Here is a 26,842-nt window from a genome sequence, read left to right on the forward strand (position 1 = left end):
GGAGCCGCAGCTGGCCGTCCTGCGTCACACCCGCAAGTCGTTGACGGTCCCCGAAACCATCTGCGAGTGTATGGCCCACTCCGCGCAGGACCTCGACCTGGCCGCGATTGCCATCTTCACCGAAAGCGGCAACACCGCAAGACTGCTCTCCAAATACCGTCCCGATGCGCCTATCTATGCGCTCTCACCCTTTGAGCACGTTGTGCGCAGGGCGATGCTGCTGTGGGGCACGTTCCCCATCCAGTGCGAACGGTTCGTCGGCACCGACAAGCTCGTGAACATGGCCGAAGACATCCTCGAAAGTGCCGGGTACGTGAAGCCGAGACAAGTAGTAGGAATTGTTGCAGGTACTGCCACGAAGACCGGCGCGACCAACTTTATGCGGTTGCACCTAGTCGGCGACCGATAAGTCGGAGTGAACAGAAAACAGAGATCAGAGACGAAAGAACAGAAATAGAGATGAGAGATCAGGACGCCACTGGACCGTGGGCCGTTAAATCTTTTCGTGATTTGATTGTCTGGCAAAGATCCATGCAGTTGTGCGTGGCGGTCTATGAACTGACCCGCACTTTCCCGCGGGAGGAGATTTACGGCTTGACGAGCCAAATGCGTCGAGCTTGTGTGTCGATCTCCAGCAATATCGCGGAAGGGCATGGCCGTGGGAGTGTTCCGCAACTACTTCATTTCCTCTCCATCGCTCGTGGATCGACATTCGAAGTGCAAGCTCAATTGCTTCTCGCCAGGGAACTGCAACTGGGCGAACCCGCACAGCTGGATCGGAGTGATGGTTTCTGCGAAGAGATCAGCAAGATGCTATTTGCAACAATGAAATCGCTCAAGTCAAGACAATCAAACCCTAGCAACACATCTCCTGATCTCTCATCTCTGTTTTCTGATCTCTCGCCTAGGCGAGGGCATCGGTGAGATACAGCCGCATGACTTTCTTAAACTCGGTGACTACGGATTCCCGCTCTTTAGGTGTCGCCAGGCGGTAGACGGCGAGCAGGCCTTTGATGATTTCGACGATCACCTGGGCGTTGAGAAAAGCCTGCTCTGCGGGCAGGCTGGGCTTCAGATTCTGAAGTGCGGCGGCGATGGTCCTGCGCAGAGGCTCGCGCGCGGCTTTGGTGCGCGCATAGGCAAGCGGCGCACCGCCCAGCGTCAGATAGGCAGGTCGCTCGCGCACGAACTCCAGGATGCCTTCAATAAAGGTGTCTGCAATAGTGGCTTTGCCGCGCGCGGGAGGAAGTTGCAGGAGCTTCGCCCAATGCTCCTCCGCCTCATGGACGTACTGCGTGATGAGCACTAGCGCAAGGGCCGGCTTATCCGGGAAATAGTCATAGAGCGTGCCGATGGAGGCCTGCGCCTGCTCGGCGATGGCGGTCATCGTAGCAGCCTCGTAGCCGACGGTGCCAAAGAGCTCCTCAGCGGCTTTAAGGAAGCTGGCCCGGCGGACCTCCGCCCGGTTTTGTTGCGGACGGCGTCTTGGAGTTGCAGAAGTTGAGGGCACCCTCGTATATTAAGAGGAAATGGAAGTTGAGGGAACCCTCAACTTTACGAAAGAGAGAAATACGATGGCCGTTGCCCTTGATTCGAAGACCACAGCCCTTGTCCTGATCGATCTGCAGCACGGTATTCTGGGCATGCCACTCCAGCCCCATTCCGCCGATGCGATCGTAAAAGCCTCCAGCAGGATGGCCGCGGCCTTCCGCGAGAAGCACGCGAAGGTTGTCTATGTGCGGGTAGATATGAATAACTTGCTGCCGCTCATCGTGGACCGCTCGCACAGAGACCCGTCCGCTCCACCGTTGCCCGCGATCGCCTCTGAGCTGGTGCCTGCAGCTGGGTTTCAGGAGAGTGATCTGCTCATCACGAAGCGCCACTGGAGCGCGTTCGGCCAGACAGAACTGGAGGACACGTTGAAGAAGTTAGGTGTAACAACGATCGTTCTGGGCGGCGTGGCCACCAACTTTGGCGTGGAGTCTACAGCGCGGCACGCGGTGGCAGTGGGCTTTCATGTGGTGATCGCGGAAGATGCGTGCACCACGCTTGAAGCTGAGGCGCATACATTTGCGATGGAGAAGATCTTTCCAATGATCGGGCGAGTCAGCACCAGCCAGGAGATCATCGATGCGCTCGCCTGAAGTTGCACTCGCCGGCGGCCCTGTGCGGCGCAATCTCGTGCTCGGGATATGTTGCATGAGCGTGCTGCTCGTGGCCATGGATGTAACCATCGTCAACGTGGCGTTGCCAGCCATTCAGCATGATCTGCATGCGAGTCTTTCGGGACTGCAGTGGATTATTGACGCGTATACCCTGGTCGTCGCGAGTTTGCTGATGCTGTCGGGCTCGATGTCCGACCGGTTCGGGCGCAGACGTGTGTTTCAGATTGGGCTGACCCTGTTCATCGCAGGCTCGCTACTTTGCAGCCTGGCACACAATATCGATCAACTGATTGCGTATCGTGCGCTGCAGGGACTGGGTGCGTCCATGCTCAATCCAGTCGCGCTCTCGATCGTTGCGAATGTTTTTACGGAACCCAGGGCGCGTGCGCGTGCGCAGGCGGTGGGCGTGTGGGGCGCTGTGGCCGGGTTGGCGTTGGCGCTGGGGCCTCTGCTGGGCGGAGCTTTGACACAAGCTATAGGCTGGCGTTCGATCTTCTGGATCAACGCGCCGATTGGTGTAATCACCGTTATCCTCGCGGCGGTGTATGTGCCGGAGTCGAAGGCGGCGCGGGCGCGGGCGTTCGATCCGGTGGGACAAGGGTTGGTGTTCGTGGGTCTGACGACGTTGACATATGCGGTCATTGAAGGACCTCACTCAGGTTGGAGTTCCTCTCTGATCTGCGCGCTGTTCGCCGCGGCCGGAGCGTCGTTTGTCGGCTTCCTGCTCTACGAGCCGCGGTGCAGAGAGCCGCTTGTAAACCTGCGGTTCTTTCGCAGCGTACCGTTCAGCAGCGCTACGCTTCTTGGTGTGTGTGTATTCTCGTCGTTCTCGGCCTTCTTGTTTTTGAACGCGCTGTATCTGCAGCAGGTGCGTGGATTCTCAGCATTCCATACGGGGTTATCTACGCTGCCGCTGGCGCTGTCGATGATGGCGAGTTCTCCGTGGAGTGGGAGACTCGTCGGACGGTATGGGGCACGGCCATCGCTCTACGCTGCGGGCACATTCTTTTTACTAAGCACGTTGCTGATGACACAGCTCACCCCGGCGACTCCTGTGGCTGTGCTGCTGGTGGCTTATGCTTCGTTCGGACTGGGGCTGGGAATGGTGAATCCGGCAATCTCCAACAGTGCGGTTGCGGGAATGCCTCTGGCGCAGGCGGGCGTGGCTGCGGCGATCGCTTCGACCAGCAGACAGGTGGGAGCAGCTATGGGTGTAGCGATCGCGGGAACGGTAGTGACCGCGAGCCGTACTAGAGGATCCAGCTTCACGCTGGCCACACACCCGATCTGGTGGATCATGACGGGGTGCGGAGCCATCGTGCTATTCCTTGGATGGGTTTCTGCGACATCGTGGGCGCGTGCGAGCGCAGACCTTGCGGCGGCTGAACTCATGGTGGCCGTTAGCTAGGCGCAAAGCCTCTAACAGGCTCTAGCGTTGGAGTACTAGACCCTGCATGTCGTCATAGCGCATGGCCAAACCCCAGCCGTAAGGCGTTCGAGAGTGTTTGTCGTCGTCGTGGATCGAGCTATACAGAGCGATCATGATTTCGTTGCGGCCGCGATGCAATGGAATTGGAATTGAGCTATTTTCCAAGGAGAGACGGCCATCAGGACGTTGCCGCTCGGATACTGGATCATAGAAATTTTTCCTGGTGCTTATCAAAGACCCATTCGCAAAAACCCACGCTTCGCCGATCCAACCCAGCGATACCTGCTTCGTCTGATCCCGGTCAGAATCAACATACGTTCTAAGCCAAGTCAGGGTCGACGGTTCCTTAGAAGCGCTGTACTGCCGGTTGAGATTCACGACTCCAAATCGTTCGGACCGGATGGGCTTCCACATCTTCGGATCTTGGGGTCCCTCCGCGTACGCGGGATTCGATCCATAGTGCAAAGGTGTCAAGGGTCCCAGTTCCCACGCATGAACGATTCCAGCCGCATTTCCCAGGCTGTCGGGAAGAGGAACTGGGGACAAGCCGTCCGTCTTGCTCGGCGAGACCACAAGATTGGCGAACGCCGCGGGGCCGTGCAGTTCCAACCCACCCTGCTGGGTATCTCCGAGGAGTTCATCGACTGCGAGCGTAGGTTGCACGGAGTCGTTGATGAAGACGTTCATTCGTTTGCCCGAAACCACAAGCCGCACGTGATTCCAGCCGTCCGCGAAGACAGGAGCCCGCTTCTGGTACTCGGGGTAGACGTTCCACAGCATAAAGCCGTTGATCACTGGGCTGTACTGAATGCAGTCGTTCTCGGCCCTGCAGTCTGGAAGACTACGAATGTAAAACTCCTCGCCGTTCTGAGGGTCACGCTGCCGGAAACGTATGCCCGGTATGTCCTCAGCCAGCGGTTTCATATCGAACTCAATCGTTCCGTCACGAAAGGACAGTTCGTTGAGAGCGAGATCCCCTGATTTCAGAACGATGATCCCGTCGGGGAAACCTTCCTGCATCACATATTGCACGTCAGGCTTATCACTGACAGGATGCCAGTGACTTGAGGTCATCGAGATTACCTGGCTTGTTCTAGCCTCAGGCTCCATCGCGCTGAGGGAGTTAGGCAGCGAGAGGCAAAATGTTAGTACGAGTAGGCCCAGTTGGAGCTTATGCATTATTTTCCTTTTGTTGTGCGGTGTTCAATTTGCCGCTCTCAAATGCTTATGACATGTGTGGATTTGACGAGTAGGTGATGGCGGCTATCCTCCAACCGGCGGCTCCTTTAACCAGGACCCAGGTCTCGCTGCCGCGATTTTGTTCTTTTCCGTCAACTAGGAATACGAAGTCGAAGTACACCGACGCAATCGTTCCGTCGCTGTTTTCCTGCAGATGGGTGTGCGTCGGATTGAAGTTGGCCTTTGAGGTCGAAACCACCTTTGCGAAATCGGTGTAGCTTCCCACACGAATCTTCACCGCATCCGGTGATTTCGCTTTAGCACGGGCGTAAGCGTCATCGGAAAGCACGTTGAGCCACATACTGCCTTGGGGAATGAATAGGCTCGCCAGCCGAGATCCGTCGTGATGCAGAACGGCTTCGTGGTAGGCGTCGATCACATGCTGAACGTCGACAGTATCCGAAGCAGTGCTGGCAGCGAGATTTTTGTTGCTTTCAGTAGTGTTTGGGCTCTGAGCGAAGCTCGCGGTACCGATCAGAATTGTGAGAGTAAAGAGGAGGCTGCTGATGAAACGCTTCATGTGTTATCTCCTTGAAGAGGATGGCTGCAAAGGTCACATTGGGATGTGAGAGCAGAAATGTCTAACGTGAATCTACGCATATTCACCACGCAGCTGGACGATATGTTCTGAAGCGGTCCTGGCCATTGCAGATCGGTATAGTGATGGAACGAGACGGATGCGCAACAATGCACAACGAGAACCTGCACTCTCTCAACAGCCCTTCCACCGCCGAGGACGGCCACGCTGACGAACGTGTCTGTCAGAATGGCTAGAGCAATGATGAAACGCCTTCTCAGAGGTTCGGTCCTCTCCGTGGTCTTTTGGACGACCATTGCGCTGGTCTTTGCGTTGCCTCAACTGGGACAGAACAACAACCTGCACAAGGTTCTTATCTCGGCGTTGGTTCAATGGTGGTCCTGGGGAATTTTAGTTCCAGGCATCCTGGCACTGGACCATATCCTTCCCTTTTCAGCGCAACGTATCGTACCGCGTCTCATCGCGCATCTTTTTCTGGGACCCTTCGTGACCGTGGTGTATGGCTACGTCGAGACCGCTTTGAAGGCCCTGTTCGGCATAGGTGCATGGTCGAGACTGTTCGGAACATCAGTCATCACAAAAGCTATTCAAGAAATGTTCTGGAGCATGCTCGTGTACTGCCTCATCGTTGGCGTGTGGGAGGCCTACCTGTACCACCAGCGCTACGTCTCGGCTGAGCTGCAGATGGAGCGGCTGCAGAGAAACTTCTCCGAGGCTCGCCTCAACGCATTGCGCATGCAATTAGATCCGCACTTCCTCTTCAATGCCCTCAACACCGTCTCGTCCCAGGTCGAACGCGAACCAAAACTCGCGAGAAAAATGATCGAACATCTCGGCGATTTACTTCGCCTTTCTCTAAGCTCACAGGGAGTTCACGAGATATCGCTTGCCGAAGAACTGGCCTTCCTCGACCACTATCTGGCCATACAGAAGATCCGCTTCGGCGATGCCTTGAAAATCGAGATGAGAATCGCGCCAGACGTGAAAGATGCTCTGGTCCCCAGTCTGTTCATCCAGCCATTGGTGGAAAATGCCATCCGCCATGGCATCTCCAAAAGAGCTCGGGGCGGCTCCATTATTTTGAACGCTCAACGCATCCAGGAGAGGCTCGTCATCCAGGTGCTCGACGATGGCGTGGGATTACCCTCAGGATGGTCGTTCGAAGATCACAAGGGCGTTGGCCTCTCTGTGACACGAGAGCGAATCGCCGGGTTGTATCCCGGCGATACGAGCCAATTCGATGTCCGGCGGAGAAGTGAAGGTGGAACAGAGGTGTACCTTTCATTTCCGCTGCACCTACGAAAGGAAGCAGATGACGGCCTTACAAGCTGATGGCATTCGTGCACTCATCGTGGATGACGAGGCTCCTGCGCGCCAGCGCATCTCCGACTTATTGAATCAAGATGCGGAAGTGCGTTCCCTGCACGAAGCAGGCGATGGGGAGACAGCCGTGCGAATGATCCTCAGTGAAAAGCCCAACCTGGTGCTACTGGATGTGCAGATGCCTGAGCTGAATGGCCTGGAGGTGATCGAAGCTGTTGGCCCGGAGAACATGCCGCTCACGGTCTTTGTCACTGCATACGACCAGCACGCTATTCGCGCCTTCGAAGCCAATGCGTTGGATTACCTCCTCAAGCCATTCAGCGATGAGCGTTTCGAGACGATGCTGACGCGGGTCAAGAGACGGAGAGACGACCTCCATCTTCGGGAGTTCGGCCAAAGCGTAGCGCGAGTGATCGCGATGCAATCAACAGAAACCCGGTATTTGGACCGGCTCGCCGTCAAGGTCGATGGGATCACAAGGTTCGTTCGGGTGAAAGACATCGAATGGATCGAAGCCGCGGGAGTCTATGTCACCCTCCACACCTCGGGGAAAGAATTTCTCTACCGGGCCTCGTTGACGGAGTTGGCGCAGAGTCTCGACCCGATTCGTTTTCTTCGCATACATCGCTCGGTCATCGTCAACATCGAAAGCATTGTGCAGTTGGAGCCGCTCTCTCATGGGGAATTTGAGGTCTTGCTGAAGGACGGTTCCCACTCCCGCGTCAGCAGAACCTATCGCAACTCCATGGAGAAGCGATTTGGACAAAAGCTCTAGACCCTGGAACTTAAGGGGTGCTGAAAAAGTCAGGTTTCGTTAAGGGCACGCGTTTACCCGTGCCGTAAATGCTTACATCGCAACGCGGCTCTAGCTGTGGTGTCTCAACAGGTTGTTGACATCAAGACCAGAACGGCTGATGGGAGGAGCTTGGTTGAGGCTAGCATGGGGACGATGCCAGTTGTACAGGTGGGTCCAAGGTTTGAGGCAGGCGGATGGTTCTGCTGAGTTTTCATAGCGTCGTGCATAGGCCCATTCGCGAGCCGCTGTCTCGAACGGTACCAAGCCCTTCCCGGCAACCGATGGTTAGCGGTCAACATCCTACAAGGATCACCGGAAAGGAATCACAAACATGTTTGGCATCCGTAAGAAAATCGAAGAGTCACGGAACAAGGCGCAAACGGATCCCGTGGGTGCAATCGAGGATCACAAGAAGTCTCTGAACTCAGGAGTGTCAGGTTTCCTGACCAAGACTTTTATGGGTAAAGATTTTGTCAACAGAATAAACGGTGCTATGGATATGGGACAGAATGCTCTGGCCGGACACCAGGAGCGACTGAAACTGATTCAGACCGGACTTGATGGTACTGCCGATATCCTCTCCGTGCAGGACACAGGAGGCACAGTCTACGATAACCCCGTGGTCGTGATCCACATGACTGTCAGCCCCGCTAGCGGCGAGCCCTACGATGTCAATATCCAGACCATGGTCTCCCGCATTGCCGTGCCACGGGTCGGTGACAAAGTAAAAATCAAGTATGCCCCTGAGAATCCCCAGCAGGTCGCCATCGTGTAGGTGGGGCCTGCCTGGAGTCGATACGCTCGCTTCGCTGAGGCCATACTTCGCCTTACCTTGGCCGCTTCCGCGCCCCCGCCCTTAGCGGCGATTCGGCGGCGGCGGCGGCGGCCTACGGTCGTCGTGATGATCGTCATGATGGTCCGGCTTTGGCACATCCTTGTTCACAATCGTGGTCTTACACCCGCCCATAGTCATCATCGCAGCCGCCGTCACCAGCAAAGCAGTCCAGCGTTTCATTCCGCTCATCGTTCGATCTCCTTGAATCCTCAGCTTGTGGGGTCTAAACATCAGATGCCAAACTGGACCACGACGGGGTCTGCTGATTCAGCACTTCAAACTCCTGCAAAGTCGTCTTTTCGGCAATTACATTCATTGGCTGGCGTATCCAGGCCAATGCGCTCATCGAAAGCGTGAAAAAAGTTGTGGAAACGCCGGTCTGCTGGGGAATCTCTAGAGAGCAACGATCCCCTCATTCCCGAGGCTTCGGAAAGATCACCGCGACCTCCGCGAAACCTCAGCGCCCCCTGCGTTAAAGATTTCCCCGCCAGACTGACTACAATCGAACAATGGGCAGGATTCATGTACTTTCCGATCAGGTCGCCAATCAAATCGCTGCCGGCGAAGTCGTCGAACGCCCCGCATCTGTAGTCAAAGAACTCCTCGAAAACTCCCTCGACGCCGGTGCCACCCGCATTCGTGTCGAGATCGAAGCCGGTGGCCGCAAGCTCATTCGCATCGTCGACAACGGCCATGGCATGGGCCGCGACGACGCACTGCTCGCCTTCGAGCGTCATGCCACCTCCAAGCTCCGCTCATCCGACGACCTGCTCTCCATTGCTACTCTCGGCTTTCGCGGAGAAGCCCTGCCCTCCATCGCCTCCGTCGCGCGCGTCACCCTCGAAACCCGTGCCACGGAAGACGCTGTAGGCACCATGCTCGAGATCGCCGGTGGCAATCTACTGCGCGTTGAAGACGCAGGCCTGCCCAGTGGAACGACCATCGCCGTGCGCGACCTATTCTTCAATACGCCTGCGCGGCGCAAGTTTCTGCGCAGTGAGCAGACCGAACTCGGCCACGTCGCCGCGCTCGTAACGCACTACGCACTCGCGCATCCCGGCAAACACTTTGAGCTGCACTCTGCCACGCAGGCGCTGCTGGTAGCGCCCGCCGTCGCCAACTCCGGAGAACGGCTGTTTCAGATCTTCGGTCGCGAGACCTTCGAGCACCTCATCCCCGTCGCCGCGGAGCTGGACTTTTCACGAGCCGGCCTGCCCGAGCCTCCGCCCTGGAGACGCGCCGAAGACTATGAACCCGCCGAGCCTGGGTTTATTCGCCTCACGGGCTTCGTCTCCAAGCCGGAGCTGCAGAAGCTCAATCGCAATTCGATCTATGTCTTCGCCAACGGGCGTCTGATCCGCGACCGCCTCATTCTGCACGCCTTTACCGAGGCCTATCGCAATATCATTCCGCCGACGTCGTTTCCTGTAGTCCTGCTCTTTCTCGAGATGCCGCCGCAGGAGGTCGACGTAAACGTGCACCCGGCCAAGACGGAGGTGCGTTTCCGCCAGGGCAGCTTCGTGCATGACTTCGTGCGCGACTCCGTGCGCACGGCGTTGATGAACGCTCGCCCCGCCGCGAGCTTCTTCGCCGCACTGAACTCTGTGCCCACCGCAGCCTCATCCCTGATGGTCGATGTCAGCCCTCTGCCGGGAATCGATCACCCCGTCTTTACGCCGAACGGGGATATGCAGGGCTTGGTCGCTGAAAGCGAATCTGCCGTCGAGCCCGGCGATATCGCCTCCTTCGATCTACGTTCTCCCGTCGTTCCTCAGTCGCCGGGCCGTCTGAGCTTTGAAGGCGCGGGAATGTCCATTGGTTACGACGAGCCCACGAGCCAGAGCATTGAAGCCTCCTTCGGCTCAATCGACGAACCACAGCCGACGCTGAACTCGCTCGCATCTCTCAAGCCGCTTGGCCAGCTTCGCGATTCGTTCATTCTTGCTACTAACGAAGAAGGTTTGTGGATCGTCGACCAGCATGTGGCGCACGAACGCGTGCTGTTTGAGAAGATCCTTCGCGAGCGCAAGGTCGAACAGGTGCAGCGGCAGCGCCTGCTGATGCCCGTATTGATCGAACTCCTGCCCGAACAGATGGTCATCTTTGCGGCCATCGCCGAGGAACTGGAACGCAATGGCTTTGAAGCCGAGCCCTTCGGCCCGCGCACCCTGGCCGTAAAAGCCACGCCCGTAGGTCTTGAGGGCCGCGAGTTGGAGCGGATGCTGGAAGAGGTACTCGCGGTGACCGAACGTGAGCAGCAGGTCGAAAACGAGGAGGCGCGGCGCACCCGTATCGCCGCTTCCATCGCCTGCCACGCCGCCATCAAGGTCAATATGCCCCTGGAGCCAGCCAAAATCGACTGGTTACTCTCAGAACTTGGAAAAACTGAGCATCCAACGAGCTGTCCGCATGGCCGACCCATCGCTTTGCGGTATTCTTTAAAAGACATTCAGCGGGCGTTCCAGCGTATCTAGGCTTCCCATGCCGGATTTAGCTGTAGCGTTTAGCCCGCTCCTGCCGATTTTATGTTCCGGCTTCGCAGTTTTCCCGATCGGTTTTCTCGATCTGTAGTCTAGGCCTCCGCATGACGGAGGTCTCTGCTGTGTGCGGTAGTCTCGCCGCCAGCACAAAGGGGTACGTCTTTTGAGTTCATCACCTGAGTTCAACGCGGAGCAGCTTACAGCTGCTCGCGCCAAAGTATGGCATCAAACCGGTGAGCCTTTGCTCACGCTGGATGCCTTACGTGAGTGGCTGGCTACGGCTGGCCTCGTTCTGTTTACGCCGCGTTCGCTGCAACTGCCGACGCCTGCCCCGTCCTTTGTCGAAGCCACCCTCGGCTCGGCCAACGTTGGGCCGACCCCCTCGCAGATTGAGGCCGCACGGTCTCTGCTCGTAAGGCTCGTCTCCGAAGGCAATGCGCTGCCGCTGAACCTGCTCGGCATTCCGGGTGAGCTTCCGGACTTCGTCGTCTCGGCACAGGTCTTCAGCTACATCTTCACCATGCGCGGCGACAAGGCCTGGAAGCTGCCACCCTCGACCTCTGGAGCAGTCAAAGTCTCTCCGCTTGGTCTGCGCGTCTATGAGGTGCTCACTGAGCGCGGTGCCCTGACGGCTGCCGAACTTGCTCAGGAACTTGGCCGCGAGGTCACCGAAGGCGCTATTCTGCGCACCCTCAACGAGCTTTGGTCACTGCTGCGCGTGATTCCGCTGCCCCAGCAGGGCGAGGCCTCCACGCTCTGGGAGCTCACCACGCGACGCTTTACCAAGGCCATCAAGGCGGGCATCAATGCCGGCCAGCCTAAGGCTCTCTCTGCGCTGATCTCGCTCTATCTCGCACAATCGTTGCTTGCCACCGAGGACGAGGTCGAAACCTTCCTCTCGCCGCTGGCCGCACGCTCGCGCATTCGCGAGGTGCTGCACGCGCTTACTTCCTCGCGGCAGCTTGAAACTATCGTGCTCGAAGGCAAGTCGCTGCTGCATATCCCCGGCACGCTGCCCGAGTTCCCGGCCATCGAGAAGCCGGAGCCAACCGAAGAGGAGCTTGCCGCAGCTGCAACCGCTGCCGCCAGCCTCGAAGGCGAAGGCCGCATCAAGCGGTTCACGCCCAGCGCAGACCGCAAGCCTCGCAGTGACTTCAAGGGCAAGCCCGCTCGTAGCTTCGGAGCCAAGCCCAGTTTCGGAGCAAAACCCAGCTTCGGGGCCAAGCCCGACCGCGAACGCCGCCCCTTCCGCCGCGATGCTTCTTCCCCTGCAGGCGACAAGCCAAGCTTTACCCGTCCCTGGACAGAAGATCGCAAGCCGCGTGCTGAGGGCGATAGCGCCGCTCCGAAACGTCCTTATGTACGCCGTGAAGGCGCCGCTCCCGGAGGCTTTGCCAAGCGGGAAGGCTTCTCCGACCGCGGCCCGGCACGCAAGAGCTTCGGCGATAAACCGGCCTTCCGCAAGAGCGGTGAAGGCTTTGCCGCCAAGCCGCGTTTCGCGGCGAAGGACGGAGAGCGTAAGCCTTACGTGCGTCGTGAAGAGTCGGCATCAGGCGACCGCCCGAAGCGCACCTATGGCGATAAGCCTGCCGGTCGCGACTCCTTTGCAAAGTTCCGCAAGCCCGAGGGTGGCGACCGTAAGCCCTTCCGCCGTGACGAAGGCGACGCTCCTCGTGCGGCGTTCAAGCCGCGCCCCACAGGCGACCGCCCCTACTCCAAGCCATCCTTTGATCGTGGCGCAAGCAAACCCGGCGGCTTCGCCCCGAAGCGTCCCTACGTCCGTCGTGATGATGCAGCTGGCGAGCGCCCGTCGCGCCCAGCTCGCCCGTCCTACGGCGGTAGCGACAGCACCCCGCGTCCTCCGAAGCGTCCGTATGTTCGCCGCGAAGAAGGCGAAGGCGCTGCTTCCCGGCCTGCTTTCAAGCCGAGCTTCCGTCCTCGTCCCACAGGCGACCGGCCGTTCTCCAAGCCGCGCTTCGACCGTGGCGATAGCAAACCCGGTGGCTTCGCAAGCAAACCCGGCGGCTTCGCTCCCAAGCGTCCTTATGTCCGTCGCGAGGAGTCAGCTGGTGAGCGTCCTGCGCGTCCTGCCTACGACGGCGGCGGCGACAGCACACCGCGTACCCCGAAGCGTCCTTTCCCGCGTAAAGAAGGGGATCTGGCCGGCCGCCCTGTGCGTCCTTGGCCCGAGGCGAAATCGGAGCGTAGTGACAGCAGACCTCCCCGCAAGACAGGCGGCTTTGGCCGCAAGCCCGGTGGCTTCAGCAAGCGTCCGGACAGCCGGAGTGGTAAAGTTCCATTCGGCGGCAAGCCGGGTTTCGGCAAGCGTCCAGCGGGTGCAGGTGGTTTCAAGCCTGCCGCGCGTAAGCCGGAGTCTGAGGAGTAGCAATGAGCGAAGGCACGATCCCGCCTGTCATCCCGGCACGCGAGCATCCAGTCATTGCGATAGATGGTCCCGCCGGCGCGGGGAAGAGCACGATGGCTGCGCACCTCGCGCGCCGTTTTGGCTTCCTCAACCTGGAAACCGGGGCCATGTATCGTGCGCTCGCGTTCAAGGCCATCGATAACGACCTCGACTTCTCAGACGAGGCCGCCCTGGTCGAACTGGCTGAAAACACGCGCATTGCCCTCGAGCCTCAGCTGGAAGGCAACCGCGTTCTGTTGGATGGCGTGGATGTCTCGCGTCGCGTTCGCGAGCCTGACGTTACAGCCGCAGCCTCCAGAGTCTCCGTGCATCCCCGGCTGCGCGCCTGGATGGTCGATCAGCAGCGTCTGCTGGGCCGGCGTGGCGGCGTGGTGATGGAAGGCCGCGACATCGGCACGGTCGTCTTTCCTGACGCGGAGGTGAAGATCTTCCTCGACGCCGCTCCCGAAGTCCGTGGCAACCGCCGTTACCGCCAGAGCGGTCCAGCAGAGACGAAGTTCACCGAACAGGCCAAGGCCACCGAAGAAGCGATGGTCCGCGAGCTCAAGGAACGCGACGAGCGCGACCGCACCCGGGCCGAGTCTCCATTGAGGCCTGCAGAGGACGCCGTTATCCTCGATTCGACCTCGATGACGCTCGATGAGGTGCTCGTTGCGGCGGAAAAGATCGTTCGCGACCACGTTACAGAGGCGCAATTGCACTAGATTTGGTGCAAAAACGTGCCTCCGGAAATTTTTACGTGGAAATTTTGTTTGTCGTGCTAACATTTCCCCATCGTTTGAAACAGATTGGCTTTCAGCATCAGATTCACAGCCGAGGCCCCATTTGGATTCAGCGTCAAAGTCAATCACACAAGGATTTACGAGATATGGAACAGGGAACAGTGAAGTGGTTTAACGACGCCAAGGGTTTCGGCTTCATCAGCCGTCAGAACGGTGAGGATGTGTTCGTGCACTATTCGGCCATCAACTCCAATGGATTCAAGAGTCTGCAGGAGGGGCAGGCGGTTCAATTCAACGTAGTGAAGGGGCCTAAGGGCTGGCAGGCTTCCGACGTTCAACCTCTCTAAGCTTCGGCTTATAGTCGTTGTGTCGGGAGAATAATCCCATCAACTTTTGAGGTTAAGGGCGGCTTAGGCTGCCCTTTTCCCATTTAACGACCTTAAAAACCATTTTTAAGGTCCCATTCGACCAAATCGCAGTCGAATGCTGAAGTTTTCAACAGGCTGTGCCATATTTCAGGGCTTGGGCACCGTACTCGGATCCGGCGTTGGTGCTGGGGTGGGGTCAGCAGGCAACGGCTGACCATCCGGCCCAATGACGCCATTGCTTCCCAGGATGGTCGTAGTAGCCCGGAACTTGCGGTAATCCGATGTGACCACATGAATATGTCCATTGAAGCCGGCGAAGAGGAGGACGCGGATCTTGCCTCGACCGTCGAGCTGCATCGGCAGCCAGGCCTCCCCATTCACCTTTTGTGCCCGAAAACTGAAGTTCGATCCCTTTTGGACGTCCGCGACGAGTCCGCCGCCTATCTTGAAATCGTTCAGGAAGTGCCCTTCGCCTCGAACCATGGTTCGATCGGCCTCGTCGATCCAGACGGTTCCTACTAGGTCGCGGATGACACCCTCAGCCCTGTTGCGTGTCTTTGCGTTTGGGTCTCCGGCGTAATCGACAACGATCGTCGGCCTTCCGTCGAGCATCTCCCGCCGTGGATTCGAGAAAGTGCCAAGCTCCAGAACGCGTGAGGCCGAAATCTCCGCATCGCCGCGCGAGTTGGTCTCCTGTCCTTTACCCTCTGCCTTTTCACGGCGTTCCCGGTCCTTGGCAACTTCCTTATTGATCCGCTCGTCTTCTTTCTTCTTTTCGTTGTCGGTTAGGGGCTTGCCGTCGCGGCCTACGATGCGATCCACGCGAACGCTATTGATGGTCAGGCTCTCAGCATCAAGGACAGTTGTTTTCTTTACATTGCCCTTGCCGTCGAGCTCCTGCTCCTCCTGATGCACGTGGTAGGTGTAGTCCTTCTGCTGGGCTTCGACGGTCTTCTGGTTCCGCTCAGCTTCGAGCAGGAGCTTGCGGACATCCGGCAACGGTTTTTCCGGCGACTCCACTGCTGTCTGCGATGGAACTGCCGCCGGATCGTTTGGCGGTGTGGGCTGTTGTGCAGTGGCGAAGCATCCGGTGAGCAGTATCGTCGCGAAGATTGCAGAAATCCGAGCCATATTTTGAATATACGTTTCTTCCTATGAGCCAGCTCGCAGGATGCAGCTCCGACCGGGTAGCATCGGAGTGTGGGTCAAACAAGTCCAGTAGATTCAACGGGCATCAAACCTCCGGATCAGAATCCGTTGCGCAAGAGCGCCAGCGCCTTCGCACCGCTGCAAATCGCGCTCTTTCGCGACCGTTGGATCGCGTCGACGGTGTCGAGCGTAGGCACGTGGATGCAGGACACCGCCGGCACGTGGCTGATGACGGTGCTGACAACCTCGCCACTGCTGATTGCGCTGATGCAGACCGCCGCGAGCCTGCCGGTGCTGTTCCTCGGTCTGCTTGCCGGTGCGACTGCTGATATCTATGAGCGCCGCCGTCTGCTGATCTTCTGGCAGTGCTGGATGCTGGGCAGCGTCGCGATTCTTGCCGTGCTTACCTTTGTCGGAATCGTTTCTCCGGTCACACTGTTGCTGCTGACGTTCATGCTCAATATCGGTTCGGCGATGAACAACCCTGCCTGGCAGGCGATCGTTCCGGAGCTGGTACCGCGCGAAGACATTCCCAGCGCCGTTACGCTCAATGCGGCGAGCAACAACATCGCACGTGCTGTTGGGCCCGCGTTAGGCGGCCTGATGATCGCGGCGTTCATGAGCCCAGACAAAGGCGCTGGCTGGGTGTTTGCATTAAACTCCGCCTCGTTTGCCGGAGTTATCTGGATTCTGTGGCGATGGAAGCGCACGCCGCTCTTCAAGAGTGCGCTTCCGTCCGAACGCATTGCCGGTTCTGTGCGCTCAGGTCTGCGCTATCTGCGCTATGCGCCCAGCTTGCAAGGGCCACTGATTCGCGCCTTTACCTTCACCTTCTTTGTCAGTGCGGTGTGGTCGCTGCTGGCGCTGGTAGCCAAGCGCGACATGCGCAGCCACGGAGCGATGGGTTATGGCATCCTCAACGGCTGCCTTGGAGTGGGTGCTATCTTCGGAGCAACATCACTAGCGCGGATTCGCCGTCATATCGATGCAGACAAGCTGCTGGCGTGCACTGGAATCTACTACGTCGCAACCTTGCTGATCCTGGCCTTCGTCCATATTCCCGCTGTCGCTATTGCTACGCTCATCGGCGCTGGCTTTGCATGGACGACGACGATGTCTACTCTGAATGTCTCGGTACAGCTCTCGGTTCCGGGATGGGTCTATGCCCGCGCACTGGGCACGTACCTGATGACGTTTCAGGGCGGAATGGCTTTGGGCAGCGTGGTGTGGGGTGTGATTGCGCAACGTAGTTCGACGAAGGTATCGCTGATCTGTTCGGCGATCGGGCTTGCCGCATCGATCCCCTTCACATCGCGTATTCATATTCTTAAGGGCGAGTTGCCGGATCTGACGCCCTACAAGTGGAAGAGGCCATTGCCTGCCTTAGCGACGACGCCCGATCCCGACGATGGGCCTGTGCGCATCTCGATCGACTACAGTATTCCGCCCGAAAACTACGCGGAGTTCACGCATGTCATCCATTCGCTCGAAGCTGTGCGCCTGCGCGGGGGAGCTGTGCGCTGGGGAATCTATCGTGATGCTGCAGATCCTGAGCACCTGAACGAGACCTTCATCATGGAAAGCTGGCTCGACTACCTGCGGTCGCGCGAGCGCATGACCGCTGCTGACCAGGTCATCCGCGAGCAAGTGTATGCCTTGCATTGTGGCGACGCGACACCAAAGGTTACGCATCAGATATGGGCGAGAGAAGTGGGCGAGCACGCGGGGCACCTGTGAGATTTCAAGAGGTTGTCCATTCGAACCGAACCGAAGAAGCTGAATGTGCGAGCAGTCAGATTCTTTTGGGGAGGAACGAATGGACATTCATCAGAATGCCCGATTGACGCTTCGGAGTCGAGAAGCGTTGGTTTTTTATGTGCTTCGGGATGGGTTCACGCGGAAGGCGGCTGCAGCCGCCTTCCGCGTGAGCGCACGGACAGTGGCCAAGTGGGTTGGCCGGTTCCAACAGGAAGGGCAGGATGGGCTTAGAGACCGCAGCTCTCGTCCACGGCACAGTCCGCGCCGCGTTGCGGACTCGGTCCAGCAGCGAGTCGTGGAGCTGCGGCGTGAGCGCAAGGCGGCCTACTGGATCGCGCGCGAGACTCAGTTGAGCACGGCGACGGTCAGCCGCATCCTGCGGCGTGCGCGGTTGAGTCGATGGCGCGATCTGAACCCTCGACCGCCGGTGATGCGCTATGAGCACCCGCGTCCGGGCGACCTGCTGCACCTGGATATCAAGGGCATGACGCGCTTCACCGAGGTCAGCCAGCGGGGTGATGGCCGGCTGCGCGGCAAACGCAAGCATCCTGGCTTCTGCGCGCTGCACATCGCCATCGACGACCACTCGCGGGCGGCTTTTACGCGTATGCTGCCCGATCAGAAGGCTGAGACCACCATCGGCTTCCTGCGCGAAGCAACCAACTTCTTCGCCGGGCGTAACGTGCCGGTTCGCGCACTGCTGACCGACAACGGAAGCGCCTACCGCTCCCACAAGTTCCGCGCCGCCTGTGCCGACATGCAAATCAAGCATCGCCGCACAAGGCCCTACACCCCCAGAACCAATGGAAAAGCCGAACGCTTCATCCAGACCGCTCTCAGGGAATGGGCCTACGCAGAGCACTGGTCAAGCTCGGACCAAAGAGACGCTCAACTCCAGCCCTGGGTCGACTTCTACAACCACCAAAGACCGCATGGTAGCCTCAACGACAAACCGCCCGTCAGCAGACTCGACGATGTAACAACCTCTTGACCAGCTACAGGTGCCCCATCCTTTGCTGCACGGTTTGTGGAGTGCCAAGGAACCCTCACGCAAAGGGTGGGGTATCGCGGAAGCGACCGCTTTTAGCCGATAGAGGCGACTAAGCTCGATATGAGGACGGTCGAGCTTGGACAGAAGCTAGTGGCAAACCTACACGGGCAGGAGCGGTCGCCCTTCGGGCGATACCCCACCCTTTGCGTAGAATCTCGTGTTGCTTCACAAATCGTGCGGCAAAGGATGGGGCACCCGGTTGTTGGTTAGTCCCAATCGTTGGTGGTACCCAATTGTTGCTTCGCCCTAAATTCCCACCGGATATGGCTTTTCGTGCATCTCGCCGCTCTGCGCATTTCTGCGCTCGAAGAGGCCCTGGAAGAGACTCAGCAGGCCGGTATACCAGTAGCCCAGTACAAAGAGCAGAAGAAACGGCACGGTAAAGTAATTCTCCGTGGAGATGGCGTACCACACCGTCGCCGCGAAGTAACAGCCGATGGCTAACTCGATCCACGGGATAATCCCGAGCCGTTTGCGATACTTCCGCGCCTGCGATCTCTCGCCCTTTTTCTGCACGGCATACTTGGGCGTGCGCGCGAACGCGCTCTTGATACCGAACAGCGCCTCGAGCACAGCCTTGGTGTTGGTGATGGTGAGGCCGACACCGAGCGACATCAGGAACGGCAGATAGAGAAATGTCTTGTACCAGGTGCGCGGAAAGAGCTCTTTCTGGCTGACGAGATAGAAGCTCGAAACCGACATCGTGGAAGCCATGAACAGGGGCAGGTCGATCAGCACCATCTGCAGCGGGCCCTGCCACGAGCGGATGATCATCGCTGGCATCAGCAGAGTGGAGAGCACGATCATCAGCGGATAGCTGATATTCGCGGTGAGGTGGTAGAAGGCCTCGAGCTTGGTGTGGAAGGGAGCGTCGGATTTGAAGACCGTCGGCAAGATCTTTTTGCTGGTCTGGATAAGGCCTTTAGCCCAGCGTGCCTGCTGGGTTTTGAACGCAGTCATCTCGATGGGTAGTTCCGCAGGGCACTCGACATCCTGCAAATACTTGAACTTCCAGCCCTTGAGCTGCGCGCGATAGCTGAGGTCGGTATCTTCGGTAAGGGTGTCATGCTGCCATCCGCCTGCCTCCTCGATGGCTTCCCGTCTCCACATGCCAGCAGTGCCGTTGAAGTTGAAGAAGACGCCGGCACGCGAGCGGCCGCCATGTTCGAGCACGAAGTGCCCGTCGAGCAGAATGGCCTCGACCTGTGTGAGGAACGAGTAGTTACGGTTGAGGTGCGTCCAGCGCGTCTGCACCATGCCGATACCCTGCTCGGCAAAGTGGTGCACCACTTGCATAAGCCACTGCGGTGGCGGCACGAAGTCGGCATCGAAGATGGCGATGAGCTCGCCCTTGGCGACTTTCAGGCCTTCTTCGAGCGCTCCAGCCTTATAGCCGTAGCGATTGGTGCGATGGATATAGTGAACCGGCTGAGGGGCGAGGCCCTCCGTACCAGCAGCGTAGCGGGCGACGATGCCCTGGGCGACATCCGTGGTCTCGTCGGTGGAGTCGTCGAGGAGCTGGATCTCAAAGCGGTCGCGCGGGTAGTCGAGGCGGCAGCAGGCGTCGATAAGGCGGTCGATGACGAACTGCTCGTTGTAGATCGGGAGCTGAATGGTGACGAAGGGTAGCTCAGACTCGCTGAAGCTTGCAATTGGCTCGCTGGAATGGGAGGCTTTGCTGCGGTTGCGGTAGTACAGCCACACCAGTTGATAGCGATGGAGGCCATAAAACGCCAGGATGATCATCACGATGAAGTACGGGATGATCAGTGAGATATCGAACGCATTCCAGCGGTACTCGCCGTGGAAGGTGGGGTCAATGAGGCGCTTCCAGTAAGGCCGCGAGACAAAGGCGAGTGCAAGCGCGTTGAGTTGGCTGATCAGAAGGGCACTCCGGAACCGAACTGGGATATCGACGCAAAGCGCGCCACAAATAGTAGTACCGCGTTCTGCATCGGGGTTATCGCATTGATTTTACGCGAGACTGCTTAGAGTTTGAGACGGTATTCATAGCGATCCAGAAACTCGCTCGGACTAAGAATCTTCACATGCGAAACCGTGTTGTTGTGGAGATGACCAAAGTGGTTGGTATCCCCGGTGACGAGATAGTCCATGCTGGCGAAGATGGCTGAGGCAAGGATAGGTCGGTCTTTGGACACGAGAACAATGTCCTCGGGGACGATTTGGAGGGGACCATCGCTGACCATCGTAGTCTTCTCCATAAGCATGTCGAAGCGGAGTCGATGTTCAGCCTTTCTGATGTTGCGATCCACTTCATCGACGACATAGGGTGAAGTGGCTGGCGTTATTGCGTGCAGCCTCCAGAACTTGAGGAACCGGTTTTGTTCGCTCCACGAAGCGGAAAAGAGCACATTCGCGTCAAGATAGACGAAGAGGGGCTGAAAATAGTCAGGCACTGATCTTCTCTTGGCCGTAGGTTGCAACTGCTCTTCGCTCTCGTGCCTCTAGCTCCGCATCGGTTGGCAAGGTATCGCGGTGGTTTGGCTTGAGCCCCTTGATTTTGGCTGGATCGATACCGAGTGCCAGGACTTCAGGTAGATTGCGATCCCACTCTTCTTGGGTCATCGAGTTGACCAGAATGAAGAAGCCCCGTTCCTCGTCGGACCAGACCTCCGGTTCGTAGACGTAGGCCGGTCGGATGCGAATCTCACCATCCTTGGCTTCAGTCACAAGCAGCGAGCCATCTTCGAGGCCGAACTGCTTGCGCAGCTTAGCCGGAAGTACGATGGTGCCGCGTTTGCCCATCTTGATGGTTGTGGTCGCCATATCCGAACCTCTGAATATCAGAATATCAGAGGTTCGGATACTTGGAGACTTCCAGTAAATTGCCGTCCGGATCGCGGAAGTAGAAAGAAGTCATCCTGCCGAGGGCACCGTTGCGCTCCACGGGACCTTCCTCAATCGCGACCCCAGCCGCTTGCAGGTGGGCGAGGGTCTGTTCGGTTGGGGCGTCGGTGATGAAGCAAAGATCTCCTGAGCCACGTGTGGGGTGTGCCGCTTTGGGCTCGATGGTATGGTCGGCCTGGTGGAGGTTGATTTTCTGCTGGCCGAACTTGAGCGCCCAACGTCCGTTGGCTTCGACGGCTTCGAATCCGAGGACACGAGTGTAGAAGTCGATAGAAACAGGAATGGAGGCTACCGTGAGGACGAGGTGATCGAGGCGCTCTATCTTCATAAAGTGACCTAATATCGCCTACCTATCATTTAGGCAGTGGCGAATTCCAGGTCTGCGCTAATTCAAGAACATCGTCCGATACAGCGTGTCACGCTGCACTGGTTTGAAGCCAGCATCGCGGATGATGCGGCGCAACTCTTCCTCGGTCGTGCAATTCGACGTGCCAGCAGCTTTCACTACGTTCTCTTCGAGCATCACGGAACCAACATCGTTACCGCCGAAACGCAGGCCCATCTGCAGGACCTTTAGCCCCTGAGTGACCCAGGAGCTTTGCACGTTCTCGATGTTGTCGAGGTACATGCGGCTGATGGCCAGGGTCTTGAGGTACTCAACTGAGGTAGCTTCATCCCAGCCGCGACCGCCCAGAGCGGTGTTGTTGGGCTGGAAGCTCCAGGGGATGAAGGCGGTGAAGCCGCCGGTCTCTTCCTGGAGTTGGCGCACCACCTCAAAGTGGTTGACGCGCTGTTCCATAGTCTCGCCGACACCGAACATCATGGTCGCGGTGGTCCTCATGCCAAGTGCATGTGCGGTGCGATGTACTGAAACCCAATCTTCCGTTCTGCACTTCAGGCGGGCGATCCGCTTGCGGACTTCATCATCGAGGATCTCCGCTCCGCCGCCGGGAATACTGTCGAGGCCGGCGTCGCGAAGGCGTGCAATGGTGTCTCGCAGTGAGAGCTCAGAGTACTCGGCGATGGCCAGAATCTCGGAGGCCGAGAGGCAGTGCAGCCATATGGAAGGGAAGCGCTGCTTGATGCCCGTGAAGAGCGATTCGAACCAGTCGATCTTGAGGTCGGGGTGGATGCCGCCCTGCATCAGTACACCCGTGCCGCCCATCTCGAGCGTCTCGCGGATCTTGTCGTAGATAGTGTCGAACTCGAGGATGTAGCCCTCGGCAGCAAGTTTGCCCTTCAGCGGCCGATAAAACGCGCAGAACGTGCAGTACTCGGTGCAGAAGTTCGTGTAGTTGATATTGCGGTCGATGATGTAGCTGACCACGCCTTCGGGGTGGAGGCGGCGGCGGACCGCGTCAGCCTCCATGCCGATGCCGATAAGGTCGTCGGAGGCGAAACAATCGAGAGCTTGCTGGCGGGTAATGCCCATGTGGTTAGTTTACGCCCGTCGCCCGTTTCCTTGCAGCGACGAGAGGTTTGGAGCAACGAGCAACTCGTCGCTGAAGACCTCGTCATGCGTAGCTCACAGATACCCTCACCCTACCCGGGAGCACTCGCGTGCTGCGTTGCGGGCATCGCGCACAAGATCGGGCAAACCAACGCCCCGATAGCCATTACCTAGCAAAGTGAGATTGCCGAGTTTCGAGACGCGCTGGTCGAGTTGAGCCATGCGTTCAAGGTGGCCAACCTCATACTGCGGCAGGCTGCGTGGCCAGCCGCGGACAGTGGTGAGGCTCGCGTCAGGCGTTGGAAGTGGGCCGAGGATCTTCGTGAGCTGTGCGAAGGCTGCTGCGGCGATGGTCTCATCCGACTGTGGGGCAAGGGCATCGGCGCTCCGACCGCCAAAGAAGACACGGATGATGCGGGCTCCGGCGGGGGCACGGTCAGGGAATTTCTGGTCGACGAAGGTAGCCGCGAGGAGTTGTGGCTCGGCGGTAGGCTGCGTTTGCGGAACGAGGAAGCCAAACCCCTGCGGAATCGAGAAGGTGCTTGCCGTTTCGGCGGCCCAGCAGAATGCCGCAAGCACGGCCGAGCTGGCGTCGGCGGGAATAAGCGCGGCGGCTCCGGGGTCGAGCGGCTCGAGGAGCGCTCGAGTCGCATCGATGGGCGTGGCGAAGAGAACGTGGTGGAAGTGCTTCTTGCTGGTTCGTCCCTCGGTTGCGAAAGCAGAGGTGCGGAGCAACCAGCGTTTGCCCTGTCGCTTGAGAGATAGGGCTGACCGGTTGAGGTTCAGCCGTTCAGGTGGGAGCTGCGCCACGATCGCGTCGATGAGGGTGCCGAGGCCGTTACGGAGTGTCGTGAAGATGGGCTGCGCTGGTCGACCGCCGCGGGCTTTGGCCTGCAGTCCGGCGATAAGCGAGCCGTGTTCGCGTTCCAAAGCGACGAAGTTGGGCATTACAGCGCGAACACTGAGCCTGGCAACATCGCCGCCGAAGACTCCACTGAGAAGGGGCGCGCCAATCTTGGTCAGAACCTCTTCACCGAAGTGGCGGCGAACGAAGCTCGCGACGGACTCGTCCTCTTCCGGAGCCTCGGAACGGAGCTCCTTCGCTCGCCCCGGCTCATTGGCGTAGGCCTGGCGGGCGGTGTCGGAGAAGAGCGCTGAACCTTCGAGGGCGCTAAGATCCTGGGGAACCATCATGCGCATGCGGTCGGGCATGGGATGGAGCTGGCCGTCGATCAGAATGTAGGTCTTGCGCGTTGCGTCGTTGCTGGAGATGAGTTCGGATTCAAGCCCGAGTTCGACGGCCAACTCACGAGCCCACGGTTTTTCGCTGACCCAGGCGTCCGGCCCACCTTCAAGAATAAAACCTTGGGAATGAGTGGTTTCTACGATGCCGCCGAGCCGATTGCCAGCTTCATAGAGTTGCCAGTCGATGTCGGCGCCTCGTTTTCGGGCAAGTTCGAGCTCATAGGCGGCGGTTAGTCCGGCGATTCCCCCGCCGACGATGGCAATACGCTTCATTGGCTTATCTTACTGAGGGCTGGGTGCCAGCGCGCGCTATGATGTTCGAGTGAATTCTACTGAAGGCGCATCAGGACCGTCTGCGCCTCTATCCTCTTTTGCTGCCGCGAGTAACGGGACTGCTATGAACACCCCTACGCTCGAACTCGACCATCTCGGTCTTATCGTTCCAGACATCGCTGTCGGACGTAGCTTTCTGGAGAAGACCTTCGGCGTTACGCGCTGGACACCGGTCGTTGACGACCCCGGGCTTTGCGTCTCTGTACAGTTTGGATCGACGCCCGGCGGACAGCTCACCTATGAGTTGATCGCACCGCTCGGAGAGGCGACTCCGATTGCCAACGCGTTGCGCGCGGGCAAACACATTCTGAATCACCTCGCCTATCTGACTCCTAATCTCGAGGCATCCGCTGCGCATCTCCGCGAGCAGGGCTGCTATCCCGCAGGCGAGCCTCGTCCGGCTCTGGCCTACGAGGGAAGACTCGTGCAGTTCTGGATGTCGCCCCTGCGCTTTGTGATTGAGCTCATCGAAAAGCCGGGTCATCGCCATACCTTCGAGGAGCCTGTCCTTTGAGCCGCCTCCTGGAGCTTGCGCGAGAGGATGGCTGGGCCCAACTTCTTCCCCGAATGGCGCGTGCCGCGGCTCATCGCTTCCGCGACAGCTTTACCGCGAGCAAGCTGCGCGCTCCAGGCTTTCGGGCCAGATGCAATCCGCACCTGTCCGGGCTCTCCCATATGCGCATCGGCCGGAACTTCAGCGCGGGGGACAGTCTCTGGCTGGAGGCTGTCGTCGAGTACGCGGGCGAACGGCTCTCCCCTGTGTTGACCATTGGGGATGAGGTGAGCCTCTCGGACAACGTTCATATTACCTGCATCGATAGCATCACGATTGGCTCTGGAACACTGATTGGCAGCCGCGTGATCGTTACGGACAATAGCCATGGAGTCTACAGAGGCGACGGCCAGTCAGCGTCCGATACAGTACCGGCGCAGCGCAAACTGCACTCCCCGGCAGCCGTGGTGATTGGCCGCAACGTCTGGATCGGTGACGGCGTGGCCGTGCTTCCGGGTGCGACGATCGGCGATGGTGCGATCATCGGCGCGAACTCGGTGGTGACCGGCGCGATTCCCGCAGGAGTGATTGCCGTTGGCTCACCGGCAAGGTTTGTTCGTCGATGGAATGAGGCAAGCGGTGTGTGGGAACCGATTGCGTAGGGATGTCTATGCCGTTGCTTATTTCTCGTCGTCATCCTGAGCCGTAGGCGAAGGAACCCCGCATTTAGTGGCGCTGCAGAAGAATGCGGGAGAATGGGCCCAGTCGTTCACCACGCTCTCAGAATGATGGCAAGCAACGGTAACGACAAATACAGACTCTCTCTACTATGGAACAAAAGCACGCCCCTGATGGAGCTGACAAAATTGAAACAGCTCGCTTGATAAACTTGCCCCATGACGATGTCGCTCCAGGCGGTTCATGCTTGAATCATGCAGCCTGCACGATCGTCTCGCCGAACTATCTCGCCTACGCGAGAACGCTTGCGGCTTCGTATCTCGCGCAACATCCAGGCCAGAGATTTTTCGTTCTGATCGTCGCAGACCTTAGTGACCCCGCGCCCTTCCAGGGTGACGCCTTTACGCCGGTCATGCTCGGCGAGATTGGCCTGCGTGACGTTCGCGTCGAGGCTATGAAGTACGACATCCTCGAGCTGAACACGAACGTCAAGCCGACGTTTATGAAGTACCTGATCGAGCGCTATGAGCTGGACGCGCTCGCTTATATCGATCCCGACATTTTTTGCTACGCGCCTCTGGATCCCGTCTTCGACGCGCTCGGCAGTGGTGCGTCCGCCGTTCTGACACCGCACATCACGACGCCAGTCTTCGACGGCCGCGACCCCAGCGAGCAAGATCTGCTATTCAACGGGACATACAATCTGGGCTTCATCGCGGTGCGACGTTGCGAGGAGGGTTGGCGGCTGCTGACGTGGTGGGAGGAGCGCTGTCTTGGGCTTGGCTACAGTGAAGGCCGCACGGGTCTGTTCGTCGATCAGAAGTGGATGAACCTCGCGCCAGGGTTGTTCGACGGTGTCTGCATTCTGCGCGACGCTGGTTGCAACATGGCCTATTGGAACCTGCACGAGCGCACCCTAGCAGAGACCCCAGAGGGCTACACCGTAATCAGCCCTGTCAGCGGACGCGTTCCTCTGCGCTTCTTTCACTTCAGCGGCATTGTGGTGGGCGACCCGGAGATGCTGTCCAAGCACACCGATCGCTTTATGCTGGACCAGCGGCCCGATCTGCACAAACTTTTTGCCGGCTATAAAGCTGCCGTTCTTGCCAACAAGAACAAGGCTGCAGAAGCTCTGCCTTATGGCTTCGACTCGCTCTCGGATGGGACGACCGTCACGCGTCTCGCGCGGCGCATCTATGCCAAACATCAGGAGCACTTTGCCGGAGAAGATCCCTTCGACGCAAAGTCAAAGTTCGTGGAGTTTGCCAAAGCGCAGAAGCTGGTACAGGGCACCATCGCTCCGGCGAAGTCGACATGGAAGGACTTCAACCCGCGCGACCGCCGCGTCGAGTTCGTCCACAAATTATTGAAGATTGCGTTGCATGTGCTCGGTCCGCATAAGTATGAGCTGCTGATGCGCTATCTGTCGTACATTACTGTGCTGCGGAATCAGGCCGTCTTCCTGCGTGACCCGCAGTGGCCGGAAGGGAAGTAGCC

28 protein-coding genes are annotated in these 26,842 nt (G+C 58.6%); 16 read left to right on the plus strand and 12 right to left on the minus strand.

Translation table 11 applies throughout. The annotated features are described in order from the left end of the window. Together GSQ91_RS12390 and GSQ91_RS12395 are read left to right on the plus strand one after the other, a co-directional pair. Positions 1–409, plus strand: a 409-nt coding sequence (locus GSQ91_RS12390; protein WP_305794275.1) for a pyruvate kinase alpha/beta domain-containing protein, incomplete at its 5' end; no start/stop codon positions are given. 50 nt (positions 410–459) lie between these two features. Further along, a complete protein-coding gene (locus GSQ91_RS12395) occupies positions 460–924 on the plus strand; it encodes a four helix bundle protein (protein ID WP_158821848.1) in 465 nt (154 codons plus the stop codon). Here the strand turns inward: GSQ91_RS12395 and GSQ91_RS12400 are convergent. Then, positions 905–1,510 carry a TetR/AcrR family transcriptional regulator gene (locus GSQ91_RS12400; protein WP_158821849.1) on the minus strand — a complete coding sequence of 202 codons (606 nt, stop codon included), beginning with the start codon at positions 1,508–1,510 and terminating at the stop codon, positions 905–907. The two genes, GSQ91_RS12395 and GSQ91_RS12400, sit on opposite strands and share 20 nt — an antisense overlap. Before the next feature lie 64 nt (positions 1,511–1,574). Between GSQ91_RS12400 and GSQ91_RS12405 the strand changes: the two genes are divergently transcribed. Together GSQ91_RS12405 and GSQ91_RS12410 are read left to right on the plus strand one after the other, a co-directional pair. Further along, the gene (locus tag GSQ91_RS12405; RefSeq protein WP_158821850.1) at positions 1,575–2,144 is read left to right on the plus strand and encodes an isochorismatase family protein; all 570 of its coding nucleotides are present in this window, start codon (positions 1,575–1,577) and stop codon (positions 2,142–2,144) included. Further along, on the plus strand, positions 2,131–3,573 hold the full coding sequence (locus GSQ91_RS12410; protein WP_158821851.1) for an MFS transporter: 1,443 nt from the start codon (positions 2,131–2,133) through the stop codon (positions 3,571–3,573). The genes GSQ91_RS12405 and GSQ91_RS12410 overlap by 14 nt, the downstream gene beginning before the upstream one ends. A 21-nt stretch (positions 3,574–3,594) precedes the next feature. Here the strand turns inward: GSQ91_RS12410 and GSQ91_RS12415 are convergent, their stop codons facing one another. Together GSQ91_RS12415 and GSQ91_RS12420 are read right to left on the minus strand one after the other, a co-directional pair. After that, positions 3,595–4,773 (minus strand): hypothetical protein, encoded by a 1,179-nt coding sequence (locus GSQ91_RS12415; RefSeq protein ID WP_158821852.1) that lies wholly within the window; start codon positions 4,771–4,773, stop codon positions 3,595–3,597. A 46-nt stretch (positions 4,774–4,819) separates the two neighbouring features. Then, the gene (locus tag GSQ91_RS12420; RefSeq protein ID WP_158821853.1) at positions 4,820–5,353 is read right to left on the minus strand and encodes a nuclear transport factor 2 family protein; all 534 of its coding nucleotides are present in this window, start codon (positions 5,351–5,353) and stop codon (positions 4,820–4,822) included. 258 nt (positions 5,354–5,611) lie between these two features. Here GSQ91_RS12420 and GSQ91_RS12425 point away from each other — a divergent pair, with 258 nt between their 5' ends. Beyond that, positions 5,612–6,703, plus strand: coding sequence for a sensor histidine kinase (locus GSQ91_RS12425; protein WP_158821854.1), 1,092 nt, complete (start codon positions 5,612–5,614; stop codon positions 6,701–6,703). Continuing rightward, on the plus strand, positions 6,684–7,469 hold the full coding sequence (locus GSQ91_RS12430) for a LytTR family DNA-binding domain-containing protein (protein ID WP_158821855.1): 786 nt from the start codon (positions 6,684–6,686) through the stop codon (positions 7,467–7,469). The genes GSQ91_RS12425 and GSQ91_RS12430 overlap by 20 nt, the downstream gene beginning before the upstream one ends. 90 nt (positions 7,470–7,559) lie before the next feature. Here the strand turns inward: GSQ91_RS12430 and GSQ91_RS12435 are convergent, their stop codons facing one another. Continuing rightward, the gene (locus tag GSQ91_RS12435; protein WP_158821856.1) at positions 7,560–7,754 is read right to left on the minus strand and encodes an integrase core domain-containing protein; all 195 of its coding nucleotides are present in this window, start codon (positions 7,752–7,754) and stop codon (positions 7,560–7,562) included. Positions 7,755–7,821: 67 nt separating this feature from the next. Here GSQ91_RS12435 and GSQ91_RS12440 point away from each other — a divergent pair, with 67 nt between their 5' ends. Beyond that, positions 7,822–8,265 (plus strand): hypothetical protein, encoded by a 444-nt coding sequence (locus GSQ91_RS12440; RefSeq protein ID WP_158821857.1) that lies wholly within the window; start codon positions 7,822–7,824, stop codon positions 8,263–8,265. Positions 8,266–8,346: 81 nt separating this feature from the next. On the opposite strand, the gene GSQ91_RS12445 is transcribed toward GSQ91_RS12440, so the two are convergent. Further along, positions 8,347–8,514, minus strand: coding sequence for a hypothetical protein (locus GSQ91_RS12445; protein ID WP_158821858.1), 168 nt, complete (start codon positions 8,512–8,514; stop codon positions 8,347–8,349). A gap of 320 nt (positions 8,515–8,834) precedes the next feature. On the opposite strand from GSQ91_RS12445, the gene mutL reads away from it, so the two are divergent. The 4 genes from mutL to GSQ91_RS12465 all read left to right on the plus strand — a co-directional run bounded on the left by mutL (position 8,835) and on the right by GSQ91_RS12465 (position 14,299). Next, a complete protein-coding gene (mutL, locus tag GSQ91_RS12450; protein ID WP_158821859.1) occupies positions 8,835–10,799 on the plus strand; it encodes a DNA mismatch repair endonuclease MutL in 1,965 nt (654 codons plus the stop codon). 169 nt (positions 10,800–10,968) lie between these two features. After that, positions 10,969–13,191: a hypothetical protein gene (locus tag GSQ91_RS12455; RefSeq protein ID WP_158821860.1), complete on the plus strand. Its 2,223-nt coding sequence runs from the start codon at positions 10,969–10,971 to the stop codon at positions 13,189–13,191. Between the two features lie 2 nt (positions 13,192–13,193). Then, positions 13,194–13,934: a (d)CMP kinase gene (gene cmk / locus GSQ91_RS12460; RefSeq protein ID WP_158821861.1), complete on the plus strand. Its 741-nt coding sequence runs from the start codon at positions 13,194–13,196 to the stop codon at positions 13,932–13,934. Positions 13,935–14,098: 164 nt separating this feature from the next. After that, positions 14,099–14,299 carry a cold-shock protein gene (locus GSQ91_RS12465; RefSeq protein ID WP_013581125.1) on the plus strand — a complete coding sequence of 67 codons (201 nt, stop codon included), beginning with the start codon at positions 14,099–14,101 and terminating at the stop codon, positions 14,297–14,299. A 168-nt stretch (positions 14,300–14,467) separates the two neighbouring features. On the opposite strand, the gene GSQ91_RS12470 is transcribed toward GSQ91_RS12465, so the two are convergent. Then, the gene (locus GSQ91_RS12470; protein WP_158821862.1) at positions 14,468–15,451 is read right to left on the minus strand and encodes a hypothetical protein; all 984 of its coding nucleotides are present in this window, start codon (positions 15,449–15,451) and stop codon (positions 14,468–14,470) included. A gap of 69 nt (positions 15,452–15,520) precedes the next feature. Between GSQ91_RS12470 and GSQ91_RS12475 the strand changes: the two genes are divergently transcribed. Next, entirely contained in the window at positions 15,521–17,206 is a 1,686-nt protein-coding gene (locus GSQ91_RS12475; RefSeq protein WP_158821863.1) for an MFS transporter, read from the plus strand. Positions 17,207–17,285: 79 nt separating this feature from the next. Beyond that, complete coding sequence (locus tag GSQ91_RS12480; RefSeq protein ID WP_158821864.1) at positions 17,286–18,218, plus strand: IS481 family transposase; 933 nt, start codon at positions 17,286–17,288, stop codon at positions 18,216–18,218. A gap of 306 nt (positions 18,219–18,524) precedes the next feature. Here the strand turns inward: GSQ91_RS12480 and GSQ91_RS12485 are convergent, their stop codons facing one another. The 6 genes from GSQ91_RS12485 to hemG all read right to left on the minus strand — a co-directional run bounded on the left by GSQ91_RS12485 (position 18,525) and on the right by hemG (position 24,114). Continuing rightward, positions 18,525–20,024, minus strand: coding sequence for a cellulose synthase family protein (locus GSQ91_RS12485; protein WP_158822220.1), 1,500 nt, complete (start codon positions 20,022–20,024; stop codon positions 18,525–18,527). 242 nt (positions 20,025–20,266) lie between these two features. Then, entirely contained in the window at positions 20,267–20,695 is a 429-nt protein-coding gene (locus GSQ91_RS12490; RefSeq protein WP_158821865.1) for a putative toxin-antitoxin system toxin component, PIN family, read from the minus strand. Next, positions 20,688–21,065, minus strand: coding sequence for an AbrB/MazE/SpoVT family DNA-binding domain-containing protein (locus tag GSQ91_RS12495; protein WP_158821866.1), 378 nt, complete (start codon positions 21,063–21,065; stop codon positions 20,688–20,690). The genes GSQ91_RS12490 and GSQ91_RS12495 overlap by 8 nt, the downstream gene beginning before the upstream one ends. 25 nt (positions 21,066–21,090) lie before the next feature. Beyond that, positions 21,091–21,474 carry a VOC family protein gene (locus GSQ91_RS12500; RefSeq protein ID WP_158821867.1) on the minus strand — a complete coding sequence of 128 codons (384 nt, stop codon included), beginning with the start codon at positions 21,472–21,474 and terminating at the stop codon, positions 21,091–21,093. Positions 21,475–21,531: 57 nt separating this feature from the next. Then, positions 21,532–22,578: a cyclic dehypoxanthinyl futalosine synthase gene (gene mqnC / locus GSQ91_RS12505; RefSeq protein ID WP_158821869.1), complete on the minus strand. Its 1,047-nt coding sequence runs from the start codon at positions 22,576–22,578 to the stop codon at positions 21,532–21,534. A gap of 105 nt (positions 22,579–22,683) precedes the next feature. Next, positions 22,684–24,114: a protoporphyrinogen oxidase gene (hemG, locus tag GSQ91_RS12510; protein ID WP_158821871.1), complete on the minus strand. Its 1,431-nt coding sequence runs from the start codon at positions 24,112–24,114 to the stop codon at positions 22,684–22,686. A 124-nt stretch (positions 24,115–24,238) separates the two neighbouring features. Here hemG and GSQ91_RS12515 point away from each other — a divergent pair, with 124 nt between their 5' ends. The 3 genes from GSQ91_RS12515 (at position 24,239) to GSQ91_RS12525 (ending at position 26,840) form a co-directional block, all read left to right on the plus strand. Beyond that, a complete protein-coding gene (locus tag GSQ91_RS12515) occupies positions 24,239–24,688 on the plus strand; it encodes a VOC family protein (RefSeq protein WP_158821873.1) in 450 nt (149 codons plus the stop codon). Further along, positions 24,685–25,329 (plus strand): acyltransferase, encoded by a 645-nt coding sequence (locus GSQ91_RS12520; RefSeq protein ID WP_158821875.1) that lies wholly within the window; start codon positions 24,685–24,687, stop codon positions 25,327–25,329. The genes GSQ91_RS12515 and GSQ91_RS12520 overlap by 4 nt, the downstream gene beginning before the upstream one ends. 263 nt (positions 25,330–25,592) lie before the next feature. Further along, the gene (locus GSQ91_RS12525) at positions 25,593–26,840 is read left to right on the plus strand and encodes a group 1 glycosyl transferase (protein WP_158821877.1); all 1,248 of its coding nucleotides are present in this window, start codon (positions 25,593–25,595) and stop codon (positions 26,838–26,840) included. Positions 26,841–26,842: the final 2 nt, after the last annotated feature.

Origin of the sequence: Granulicella sp. S156, assembly GCF_009766105.1 — a bacterium.
GTDB lineage: Bacteria > Acidobacteriota > Terriglobia > Terriglobales > Acidobacteriaceae > Granulicella.

Bases quoted from the DNA above. Each gene is read 5' to 3' on its own strand.
- GSQ91_RS12395 (WP_158821848.1), top strand. From the start codon at position 460: ATGAGAGATCAGGACGCCACTGGACCGTGGGCCGTTAAATCTTTTCGT.
- GSQ91_RS12405 (WP_158821850.1), top strand. From the start codon at position 1,575: ATGGCCGTTGCCCTTGATTCGAAGACCACAGCCCTTGTCCTGATCGAT.
- GSQ91_RS12410 (WP_158821851.1), top strand. From the start codon at position 2,131: ATGCGCTCGCCTGAAGTTGCACTCGCCGGCGGCCCTGTGCGGCGCAAT.
- GSQ91_RS12415 (WP_158821852.1), bottom strand. From the start codon at position 4,773: ATGCATAAGCTCCAACTGGGCCTACTCGTACTAACATTTTGCCTCTCG.
- GSQ91_RS12420 (WP_158821853.1), bottom strand. From the start codon at position 5,353: ATGAAGCGTTTCATCAGCAGCCTCCTCTTTACTCTCACAATTCTGATC.
- GSQ91_RS12425 (WP_158821854.1), top strand. From the start codon at position 5,612: ATGATGAAACGCCTTCTCAGAGGTTCGGTCCTCTCCGTGGTCTTTTGG.
- GSQ91_RS12430 (WP_158821855.1), top strand. From the start codon at position 6,684: ATGACGGCCTTACAAGCTGATGGCATTCGTGCACTCATCGTGGATGAC.
- GSQ91_RS12440 (WP_158821857.1), top strand. From the start codon at position 7,822: ATGTTTGGCATCCGTAAGAAAATCGAAGAGTCACGGAACAAGGCGCAA.
- GSQ91_RS12445 (WP_158821858.1), bottom strand. From the start codon at position 8,514: ATGAGCGGAATGAAACGCTGGACTGCTTTGCTGGTGACGGCGGCTGCG.
- mutL (WP_158821859.1), top strand. From the start codon at position 8,835: ATGGGCAGGATTCATGTACTTTCCGATCAGGTCGCCAATCAAATCGCT.
- cmk (WP_158821861.1), top strand. From the start codon at position 13,194: ATGAGCGAAGGCACGATCCCGCCTGTCATCCCGGCACGCGAGCATCCA.
- GSQ91_RS12465 (WP_013581125.1), top strand. From the start codon at position 14,099: ATGGAACAGGGAACAGTGAAGTGGTTTAACGACGCCAAGGGTTTCGGC.
- GSQ91_RS12470 (WP_158821862.1), bottom strand. From the start codon at position 15,451: ATGGCTCGGATTTCTGCAATCTTCGCGACGATACTGCTCACCGGATGC.
- GSQ91_RS12480 (WP_158821864.1), top strand. From the start codon at position 17,286: ATGGACATTCATCAGAATGCCCGATTGACGCTTCGGAGTCGAGAAGCG.
- GSQ91_RS12485 (WP_158822220.1), bottom strand. From the start codon at position 20,024: ATGATCATCCTGGCGTTTTATGGCCTCCATCGCTATCAACTGGTGTGG.
- GSQ91_RS12495 (WP_158821866.1), bottom strand. From the start codon at position 21,065: ATGGCGACCACAACCATCAAGATGGGCAAACGCGGCACCATCGTACTT.
- GSQ91_RS12500 (WP_158821867.1), bottom strand. From the start codon at position 21,474: ATGAAGATAGAGCGCCTCGATCACCTCGTCCTCACGGTAGCCTCCATT.
- mqnC (WP_158821869.1), bottom strand. From the start codon at position 22,578: ATGGGCATTACCCGCCAGCAAGCTCTCGATTGTTTCGCCTCCGACGAC.
- hemG (WP_158821871.1), bottom strand. From the start codon at position 24,114: ATGAAGCGTATTGCCATCGTCGGCGGGGGAATCGCCGGACTAACCGCC.
- GSQ91_RS12515 (WP_158821873.1), top strand. From the start codon at position 24,239: ATGAACACCCCTACGCTCGAACTCGACCATCTCGGTCTTATCGTTCCA.